Origin of the sequence: Chryseobacterium indologenes (assembly GCF_001295265.1) — a bacterium.
GTDB lineage: Bacteria > Bacteroidota > Bacteroidia > Flavobacteriales > Weeksellaceae > Chryseobacterium > Chryseobacterium indologenes_A.
In genome coordinates this window covers 322523-332190 of record NZ_LJOD01000003.1, presented here as the reverse complement: position 1 = coordinate 332190, position 9668 = coordinate 322523, and the positions used below count along the sequence as shown (strand labels likewise).

Genomic DNA, 9668 nt, shown 5'->3' with positions numbered 1-9668 from the left:
TAAGACTTCCTGAGCTGATGCACTCAGGACTGTGCATATCACTAATGCACTCATGTAGAGTTTTCTCATTTGGTTTTTATTTTTTTTATTACATGTTTACAAAATTAACATTTATTAGCATATATTAAGTCACCATTAAAGAGAATTATTATGAATTTTATCACTTCATGGTGTTTTTTATGCAATGATACGTATCTGTTTTGCAAATGTATTTCTATGAAACGACAGAACTTGTCGTATTTTTTTTGAGAAAATTATCTTTTAATTAATGATAAGATATAGATCAGAGAAATAAGTGAAAATTGAAAAATTTTAAATTTTACCGAAGCTTCCGTTCAAAAAAATAAACTGCTTCAGAAATGAAACAGTTTATTTTTCTTTGAAAATTTACAAAGAATAGTATTCAATATCATAAATAATTATGACAATTTAATTTACTTTCTTCCGAGTATATAAATTTGATTTTCAAGCCCATGATTATTCATTCTTATCAAGGGCACATCTAATTTCCAGTCTGGAAGATTATTAAAGAGCTGATCTTGCAATTTTTCAATTCACGGTGTATTTTCATTATTGAATTCATAGGTTTTATGATCCGTTATTATTTCAAGTCCTGTCTGTCTTATCCTATATTCTAAAGGGATGCTAAATGAATTCACTTCTATAATTTCACCCCATTTTATAAAATCTGTAACCTCGTTTTGAATAGCATAAATCCATCTTTATCATACTTAAAATTACCGTCAAAAACCTCCAATTCATTCTTTTCTTTCTCTACTGATTCATAGCTATCATCACTGGGAAAATAAATTTTTGCACCTGCAAAACAGATAGCTGCCAGGCAGGAAAAAATAATCATATATGAAATTCCTTTGTTATCAAAAACCGGATAATTGTACAAAACTAAAATTACAATTAAACAGCTTCCTATAATTATACCTTTTCATGTCCTGAATTTATTACGTTTTGTACGGTCATACTTCAACTTTACCCCTTCAGATTAGTCAGTCTTGATAAATCATCAAACTCACCGGTTACAGAATTTCCGTTTTGGGTTCCTTCTACGGAATTTTCTTTTTCGGTTACCTGATATCCTTTTAAAGCCAGATAGTTTTTAAAAGCATTCTTGTGATTCATGTCAAACTGAGAGATCAGTTGAGGAAAAGCTGTAAAAATCCGAAGATGATCCTTGCTCTGAGCTTTATCTATAATGTCACTTTTCACGGTTACCACCATGGCACCCTGCCCGTAATCTGCAATATAATAACCACTTGTATCAAACATTCCCGATGCAGTCATACCTATGAGATGCAGTTCTTCTGCTGAAAAATCAAAAGTGTCTGTGCTCAGAAGTTTAATACCGTTCTCTTCGCCATATTTTTTAAGCTGAAGGGACTGCCTGATTATATTTTCAGGAAGGTTAGATTGTGTATTGGCCCATGCCCAAAGCCACGTTTGTGATGAATGAGAAAAAGTTCCCAGTATTTCCATCGGAAAAGTGAGATTTTCACCAAAACTGATGATGCCCTGACCGATGTCTACGTTCCAGTTATTATCTCCGATTACTTCACCAAAATCCATCTGTTTATCGAAGGCTATTCCTCCGTAACGTTCAAGAAGTTCCTGCTCTGTTTTGCAGGCGGTTTGTTCTGGTTGTACTCCATGAGAGCCGTCAGAATTTTGTTGGTCCGGATCTCCGAAAATTTTGTTAAATAATCCCATATGATAGTATTTGAATTGGCTGTTTTATTTTTTCAAAAGGTTTTCAATTTTTTGAAAATTATATTGTTTTTTCAAACCTGCTGATTACTTTATATTCCCTGTTCATTATTATAATATCATAACTTCCTTTATCCAGAATTAGAAATCTGCTGTCTTTTGAATTGTTAAGTTCGAGAATATCCGCAGGAATTCCTTTTTCCTCAAATTCCCCTTTTCTGTAGGCTAAAACCAGTACCGGAAATTGTGTGATTTTAGATTTTGGAATTTTATAAAATTTGCGGTTTCCGTCCAGCATCCAGCCAGGTCTTCCTTTTATGTATTTTGTAACCGGATGAATGATTTTAATATCTGTATACAGTTCTTTATCTTCTCCGTTGTAAGGCGTCTGGTTTTCATCTTTCAGAACAACAGGATCTTTTTTATTAACGATTCTGATAAGCGGTTCATTGTATTTCGGATCGCTTTTTTCTGAAAATTGGGTTTGATCAATGGTAAAAGGATTTAAAGAGGTCAAGTCAGAAAGTCTTCCTGCCATCGTTTTTTCCCAGGCTTTATGAACTCCTTCATAAGCATGCTGATAACCGCAATAGATCAGGTATTTCCCGTCTTTATTGTTCTGCATGAAATTGTAAATATTCTCTGCTTCGCCTATCTCCCGTTCTTTGCCATTCTTTCCTGTGGTATCATAAGGAAACAGTTTAAAACCGATCTTCAGAGCCTGATAAATAAAATTTCCGAATTCCGGTTCCTGAGAATACATTCCGCTTTCCTGCGTGGCAAATTTTCCGATATGGAAAGGGCCGTCATTATTCAGAGTTTCAACACCCAAATATCGATATCCTTTATCATATAATCCCTGAAGCAGAGAGGAGACAAAAGTTCTGTGGCTCGCATTATGATGGGCTTCGTTGATGATGATTACTTTTTCATTCGCCGCCCTGTCCAGAATATAGTCTTTCGCATTTACGGGAGTCATTTTTGTGAATTTCAGGCTGTCGGTACTGCTGATTTTTTTAGGTCTTCCAAACATTTTATCCCAATTGACAAGCGCCAATTTATAATTCCCGCTTATAGAATAATAGGTAGCGCCCATCTGGCTTGTCCAGGATTTATCTTTTGTGGAATCCTTCACAATTTTTTTTTCAATATCATCCGAAAACCAGTAGAGATTCTCCTGGCCATGCACTGCAATGTTAAGCAGTAATAAAATTACCGAATAATGAATTTTCATGTCTATAGTTTTTGTAATAGCCTCTATGGCATTCTATAAAGTTTTTCAACTTTATTTTTAGGAGCATCAATATAGCATTTTTAAACGAAAAAAAGACAACAGCAGGGCTTAAGTCTCTAAAACAAATTAGTAACAAAATCCAGACACAGGTTTAGGAATATCTGAACCAGATCGTTTTTGTTCCTTTTGCCCTGGCATAATCCATAAAATTTTTAAAGTTATTTAAATCTGCGTAAAAATTATCCCCCCTGTTATTCTCCTTTTTGAAATAGGCTGAATTGTTCAGCGAATCAAACGAAGCGGGTGCCAATAAACGGTACAGGTCTTCTTTTTCTTTCAGTTTTTCTATGAGCCCGGTTATTTTTGAGGATACCTCATCCAGATTATTTTCAATTTTTCTCCTCTGAATTTCATATTCCGCTTTTTGCTCCTCATAATATTCAGGATCATACTCTAAGATCTCCTGGAATTCATCCGGATCAGGAATCTCGTCTAAATAAATTATTGATGACAGATCAATCCCTGTAATCCGGGAAATCTGATCAAGCTCCGTTTTTTCATTCTCAGAAATAACATTCTTTCTACTCATAAGATTCGCGAAAGTACGGCTCAGCTCATGATGCTTTTTCAGTTCATCGTCGGTAATATATTCAAAGGTGAAAATATCCTCGTCGTTATCTACATTATAGAAAATATCTAATCCCATATATTTATTAATTTTAATTATTTCTGTGTTAAACCCGTTTAATTAAATAATTCAGGGCTTTATTTCCGTTGTGTTTTGATGGATTTACTGTTGAGAACCAAATATACTTATTGTACCCTATCGTATCTCCCATGTTTTTCAAAATTAACTTCAAAAAATATAAAAAAACAACCCGGCTTAAAAAAGCCGGGGCGTCAAGAGATTGATTATAAATGTCTGGCATTAACTGCCGGTTAAGTGTTCTGAGGCATGAGTATTTTTAATAAAGATAAGTCCGTCAAAACATTCGTTCAGTTTTAAGGGTTCTGTAATGGTAAACTTTTCTGTTTCCGGGGTAATTGGGCCATATCCTACAAACCTTGCTTTGAAAGATTTCCCATAAAATCCTGTATTATCTTTTTGAAAATCTGCGAAATAATTTCCGGTATTTTTCTGTACCAGTTTTTCTTCCCAGCTGTTTTCCATTAATTTGGGCAGAGGATAAGAATTATATTGGTTATATTTTACAGCACGGGGGTCTGTAGTTGCGCTGTAAGTTCCGGATGCCGTAAATGTGCCCAGCGCATAATATTTTTTGCCGTATTTCTTTTGTATATATCCACCCATTCCGTCTACCAGGATCGGTTTCAATGCGATATGAGCGTTATGGGCAAAAAGGATCATTTTTTTATTATATGCAGACTGAATTTTACCGATCATATCAGCCATAATCCGGTCCCTGGAAACATCATAATTCTTTTTACCGGCTTCATAAGGAATTTCAAAGCCCAGCTGAAGATTATACAGAGCGAGCTCGGCATCCCTTCCTATTTTACCGCCATAAATACTGTCAATTTTCTTGGCCAGCATATACCCTTCTGTTCCGTTCTTAATCACCGCTTTCATATCCAGTTTGAAAGAGGGATCATTCTGTTTTTCCCACATTTCATCCTGAAATACAGCTTTCTTTTTAAGCTCCTCCGCAATTTCGGAATATTGTTTTTCTTTAACTTCAGATTTTTCGAGCATTCTGGCGCTGTTCTCCAAAGAATTGGTATCGAACCCGGAAATAATGACTTTATCTTTATGGTTTTTGTTATAAACTCTTATCCAGCCCAGTAAATTTTCGATTTCTTTGGTCTGCCAGATGGAGGTTATATAGTTTTTTAATACCTCTTTCAAATCGGTGTCTGAGTTGAGAGCATCATTCAGAAAAGCAGCATCACCATAGGCACTTTCAAAAGCAACGATTTTAAAATCATTTTTTTCAATAAGATTTTTTGAAATTTCACTTCTTATCTCATTAAACTCTTTTGTTCCGTGGGTTCCTTCTCCCAGCCCGACAATGGTATAGTCTTTAAGACTTCCACTGATATTTTTTACTGCTTTACTCAGACTTTTACTGTCTGTTAACTGAGACGGAATCTGTATTTCCGATTTTTTATCCTGTGAAAAACCTAGTGCAGAAACCAGCATCAGGTTAAGTAACAAATATTTTTTTAACATAGCAAATACATCATTTGAAAGTCTTTTTCTTTTGCATATTCTGCGAAGACCTTCTATCAGAGGTAAATTTACATAAATAATTCACAGAATCTCTTTTCTTTGGCTCCGTTAACTTATCATTAACCTAAATATAATCTGAGTTCGGATTCAATTGTTTTCAAATTTTGTTCGTAGTAAAGCTCTATCAGAACAACATACAAATCATTATAATGATCAGGTCGCTCCTACGGAGCTGCCTTAAATCATGTTTTAAATGCTATGAGCAGAGTACTCCTACGGAGCACTTAAAAATGTCTTATTATCCTCAGTTATTGGGAAAGCTGTTCAAGCCAGTTACTTTCCAGTCTTTTGATCTTTTGTGTTTCTTTATCAAATAATACCCACAGTGTATGGGAATCCACTACCAGCTGATCATTGCAGTAAAATTCAACTTTTCTGGGCTGCCGGATCCCTTCCGGATCTTTCGGATATGTTTTTACCGTAATGATATCTCCCAGATAAGCCTGCTTTTTGTATTGTATATGATGGTCAACCAGCATCCAGACATCATTCACGTACTCAGTTTTCTCTTTCAGAAGATTCCAGTGTTCCGCAGCTGCTTCTTCTACCCAATGAACATACTGCACATTGTTGACGTGATTATTCTGATCAATATGTTGCTCCGTTACCTTTATCTGCTTTTCATATACTAATTTCATTTCTAAAAAATTTACCCCAAATGTATAAAACATCCGGATAAATCCGTACCGGCAGGAAGAACAAAAAAACGGAATCAGACATTCATCCGATTCCGTTTTAACTATTTATTTTTAAAATATTATTTTTTTGCAGCCGGTTTAGCAGTCGTTGCTGAAGCTCCCAGTTTAGTTTTCACGATAGACGTGATATCTTCGCTTCCATCTGTATAAATAAGGTTGTTTGCCCCCTGTGCGGCAACATCAAATACATAACTAAGGTTTCTTTCTTTAGCCACTGCAAAGATCGCAGCCTTTACTTTTTGCTGTATCGGATTAACCAGTTCATTTTGTTTAGCAGCTATATCTTTAGCAGCCTGTGCTCTGGTTTCTTCTATCTTTTTACCTAAAGCTTCCAGTTCCGTTTGTGCAGCCATCAGCTCTTTAGTTACTGTTTCTTTATTAGCTTCGCTTAATGTTTTTTCTTTATCCTGTGCTGCTTTCAGTTTTGTCTGATACTGGCTGATTAATTTTTCAATTTCAGCCTGTTTGGTCTTAGACAGAGTTTCAATAGTGGTATTGGCTGCTTTTACATCAGCTAAACTTTCAAACACATCATTAGTGTCTACACTTCCTATTTTCTGTTGAGCATTAGCAGCATTGGCAGTCAGCATTAATCCTGCAGCAATAAAAAATCCTTTAATTAGTTTCATTTTTTTATAGTTTTTCAAAAAAATCCGTTTTTTTTCGCGTTCAAATATAATACATATTTTCAATAGTTATGATCCGGTTTCCATTCTTAATAAAAAAGATACGCAATAAAATGAATATCAATACAATAACGATACAACGTAAAGCCTTCTCAAAAAGAGAAGGCTTACATCAGAAAAATATGGAAAAATGATTAATGAAACTGTGCCGTTTCTGTAGAATCTTTCATCGCTACTGTTGCAGAAGAACCGTTGGTGACTACATTCTGAATTTCGTCAAAATACCCTGTACCTACGAATGACTGGTGTTTTACAGCTCTGAATCCTTTCTGCTGAAGGGCAAATTCCCGTTCCTGAAGCTCTGAATAACCGGCCATTCCCTTTTCTTTATAAGCTAAAGCCAGTTCAAACATAGCTGTGTTCAGGGCATGGAAGCCTGCCAGTGTGATAAACTGGAATTTGTAGCCCATTTTTGCCAGCTCTTCACGGAAATTCCCCATTTCTTCAACACTCAGTTTTGCGGCCCAGTTGAATGAAGGTGAACAATTATATGCCAGCATTTTACCCGGAAACTGTGCATGAATTCCTTCTGCAAATTTTCTGGCCTGTTCCAGATCCGGATTAGAAGTCTCCATCCAGATGAGATCTGCGTAAGGAGCATAGGAAAGGCCGCGGTCTATCCCCTGCTCTACTCCGTTTCTTACAACATAAAAACCTTCAGAGGTTCTTTCTCCTGTTACAAATTTTTTATCTCTGTCATCTATATCTGAAGTGAGAAGATCTGCTGCATCTGCGTCTGTTCTTGCCACAATTACACTTGGTACTCCTAAGACATCCGCTGCAAGACGCGCTGCGATCAGTTTATTAATGGCTTCCTGGGTAGGAACCAGAACTTTTCCGCCCAGATGCCCGCATTTTTTTGCTGAAGAAAGCTGGTCTTCAAAATGTACTCCGGCTGCTCCGGCTTCAATCATCTGCTTCATCAGTTCGAAAGCATTGAGATTTCCCCCGAATCCGGCTTCTGCATCGGCAACAATCGGAACAAGGTATTCTTTATCTCCGTTTCCGCTGACAGACTGGATCTGATCTGCTCTTAATAAGGCGTTATTGATCTTTTTCACTACAGAAGGCACTGAGTTGGCAGGGTACAATGACTGATCCGGGTACATTTCCCCGGAGAGATTGGCATCTGCCGCTACCTGCCATCCGGAAAGATATATAGCCTCAAGACCTGCATCAACTTCCTGAACAGCCTGGTTTCCTGTGAGTGCACCAAGCCCAGCCACATAATCCTGGCTGTTTAATTTATCCCAAAGCTTTACAGACATTTCTGTTGCAATGGTATAATCAATTTTATAAGAACCGCGAAGTTTAAGTACGTCCTCAGCCGTATAGGTTCTTTTTACACCCTTCCAGCGCGGATTGTTCAGCCAATCCTGCTCCAGCGCGTGGATTTGTTCTTGTTTTGTTTTCATAATATTTGGATTTTTCAGATTAGATGGTATGGGTTTAAGCAATTCTTTCAGGCTCTGTTTTTTAACTTTCAGCTGATAAACGGATATGCTTTCAGGGTCAGAAATTCTTCAAATTTTTCAGAGAAAACAAGTTCATTGAAAAGCTCTTTGGCCAGATTGAATTTTCCGGTTTTAAAGCGGTTTTCACCGACATATTTTTCGATATGGTCTATTTCTTCTGATTCCCACTGGAGAATCATTTCGCGGGTAAGTTTTCTGCCATCGCTCAGTTCGGCTTCATTTTTCAGCCATTGCCATAGCTGGGTTCTTGAAATCTCTGCAGTGGCTGCATCTTCCATCAGGTTATAAATTGCAGCAGCTCCTGTTCCCATCAGCCAGCTTTCCAGATAAAGGATTCCTATATTGATGTTTTTCCGGACTCCTTTTTCGGTAATCTCACCCCGGGGAACTTCCAGCAGATCACTTTCTTTGATATGGTATTCAAATTTCTTATCAATCTGATTGGCTTCCGGCATATATTGATCAAATACTTCCATGGCAACCTGTACTAAAGCAGGATGGGCAACCCAGGTTCCGTCATGGCCGTTTTTTACTTCACGTTCCTTGTCACCTCTCACTTTTTCAAAAGCAATTGTATTGGCTTCTTCATCATCCTTTACAGGAATTTGTGCCGCCATACCGCCTACTGCATGAACGTTCCTTTTATGGCAGATTTCAATCACTCTTTTTGAATAAGCGCTCATAAATGGCGATGTCATAGTAACCTGATCCCTGTCAGGCACCATAAATCCCGGCAGGTTTCTGAATTTTTTAATGTAGGAGAAAATATAATCCCACCGCCCACAGTTAAGCCCGGAGCTGTGATCCTTTAATTCGTACAGAATTTCATCGATCTGAAATGAAGCGGTAATGGTTTCTATTAAAACCGTTACTTTAACGGTTCCGTTGGCAATTCCTAAGTAATTCTGGGCAAAAACAAATACATCATTCCACCAGCGTGCTTCCTGATAATGTTCTAATTTCGGCAGGTAAAAGTAAGGTCCGCTTCCGTTACTCAAAAGCTGTTCTGCATTATTGAAAAAGTAAATTCCAAAATCGGTCAGTGAACCTGAAGCTTCTTCTCCATTAATTTCAATATGTTTTTCCGGAAGATGGAGCCCTCTCGGACGTACGAGAAGCACAGCTGTCTTCTCATTAAGTTTATAAGACTTTCCATTTTCAGCGGTGAAATCAATATTCCTTCTTACCGCATCAGCAAGATTCACCTGTCCCTGGATGCAGTTTTCCCAGGTTGGCGAGCTGCTGTCTTCAAAATCAGCCATAAAGGTTCTGGCTCCTGAATTCAGTGCATTGATGATCATCTTCCGGTCCACAGGTCCTGTAATTTCTACCCTTCTGTCCAGCAGATTTTCCGGAAGCGGGGCGCAGGTCCATTTTCCGTTCCGTATGCTTTCGGTTTCAGATAAAAATTCCGGCATTTTCCCGTGATCCAACTCTGACTGTATTTTTTTTCTGTCTTCTAAAAGTTCCAGCCTTCTCTCATTAAAATTCTGATGTAAAGCAATCAGAAAATCGGTCAGATCAGGAGTAAAAACTGCTTCAAACTGCTTCTGAGCCTTTATTTTGAATTGTGTTTTAGTTTCCATACTATGCTGATTTTGTGTT

8 protein-coding genes are annotated in these 9668 nt (G+C 37.3%); all 8 read right to left on the bottom strand.

Annotation, left to right across the window (positions count from 1 at the left end):
* Nucleotides 1-987 precede the first annotated feature (987 nt).
* The 8 genes from AOB46_RS07580 to aceB all read right to left on the bottom strand — a co-directional run bounded on the left by AOB46_RS07580 (nucleotide 988) and on the right by aceB (nucleotide 9649).
* Nucleotides 988-1722 carry a DUF6882 domain-containing protein gene (locus AOB46_RS07580; RefSeq protein ID WP_062697894.1) on the bottom strand — a complete coding sequence of 245 codons (735 nt, stop codon included), beginning with the start codon at nucleotides 1720-1722 and terminating at the stop codon, nucleotides 988-990.
* Nucleotides 1723-1780: 58 nt separating this feature from the next.
* Entirely contained in the window at nucleotides 1781-2953 is a 1173-nt protein-coding gene (locus tag AOB46_RS07575; RefSeq protein WP_062697892.1) for a hypothetical protein, read from the bottom strand.
* A gap of 151 nt (nucleotides 2954-3104) precedes the next feature.
* A complete protein-coding gene (locus AOB46_RS07570; RefSeq protein WP_062697890.1) occupies nucleotides 3105-3659 on the bottom strand; it encodes a hypothetical protein in 555 nt (184 codons plus the stop codon).
* A 222-nt stretch (nucleotides 3660-3881) separates the two neighbouring features.
* Nucleotides 3882-5144, bottom strand: coding sequence for an erythromycin esterase family protein (locus tag AOB46_RS07560; RefSeq protein WP_062697887.1), 1263 nt, complete (start codon nucleotides 5142-5144; stop codon nucleotides 3882-3884).
* A 308-nt stretch (nucleotides 5145-5452) separates the two neighbouring features.
* Nucleotides 5453-5842, bottom strand: coding sequence for an acyl-CoA thioesterase (locus AOB46_RS07555; RefSeq protein WP_062697936.1), 390 nt, complete (start codon nucleotides 5840-5842; stop codon nucleotides 5453-5455).
* Nucleotides 5843-5961: 119 nt separating this feature from the next.
* Complete coding sequence (locus AOB46_RS07550; protein WP_062697934.1) at nucleotides 5962-6531, bottom strand: OmpH family outer membrane protein; 570 nt, start codon at nucleotides 6529-6531, stop codon at nucleotides 5962-5964.
* Nucleotides 6532-6722: 191 nt separating this feature from the next.
* A complete protein-coding gene (gene aceA / locus AOB46_RS07545) occupies nucleotides 6723-8003 on the bottom strand; it encodes an isocitrate lyase (RefSeq protein ID WP_062697885.1) in 1281 nt (426 codons plus the stop codon).
* 68 nt (nucleotides 8004-8071) lie between these two features.
* Nucleotides 8072-9649 (bottom strand): malate synthase A, encoded by a 1578-nt coding sequence (aceB, locus tag AOB46_RS07540; protein WP_062697883.1) that lies wholly within the window; start codon nucleotides 9647-9649, stop codon nucleotides 8072-8074.
* Between the last annotated feature and the right edge of the window lie 19 nt (nucleotides 9650-9668).